Source organism: Chromobacterium fluminis, from assembly GCF_011602385.1.
In the GTDB taxonomy this organism is placed as follows: Bacteria; Pseudomonadota; Gammaproteobacteria; order Burkholderiales; family Chromobacteriaceae; genus Chromobacterium; species Chromobacterium fluminis.
The window spans coordinates 1-330 of sequence record NZ_JAAOMA010000141.1 but is presented as its reverse complement, the minus strand read 5'-3'; the positions used below and the strand labels follow the sequence as shown (position 1 = coordinate 330).

Sequence of the window (330 nt, the reverse complement as noted above, 5' to 3'; positions counted from 1 at the left end):
AGTTCGCCGACGAAGTCATCGTCATGCGTCACGGAGAAATCCGCGAGCAGGGCAAGGTGCAGCAAATCTTCGACGCGCCGCAGGACGCCTACACCAAGGCGCTGCTGGCCTGCCGGCCGCACCTGGACCGGCGGCCGCAGCGGCTGGCGGTGATCGACGACTTCCTGCAGCCGGGCGGCTATGTGGAACCGCCGCAGCGCGAGCGCGGCTACCGGGCGGACGACGAGATCATCCTGGACGTGCGCGGGCTGAGCAAATCCTTCGACGTGCGCGCAGGCTTGTTCGGCAAACGCCAGTTCCACGCGGTCAAGGACGTGTCCTTCAAACTGG

The 330-nt window shown here is 66.7% G+C and carries 1 pseudogene; it reads left to right on the top strand.

Features of this window, described 5'->3' with window-relative positions:
- Nucleotides 1-23 precede the first annotated feature (23 nt).
- Nucleotides 24-330: pseudogene (locus tag HA052_RS27230) on the top strand (ABC transporter ATP-binding protein); the annotation flags it as partial.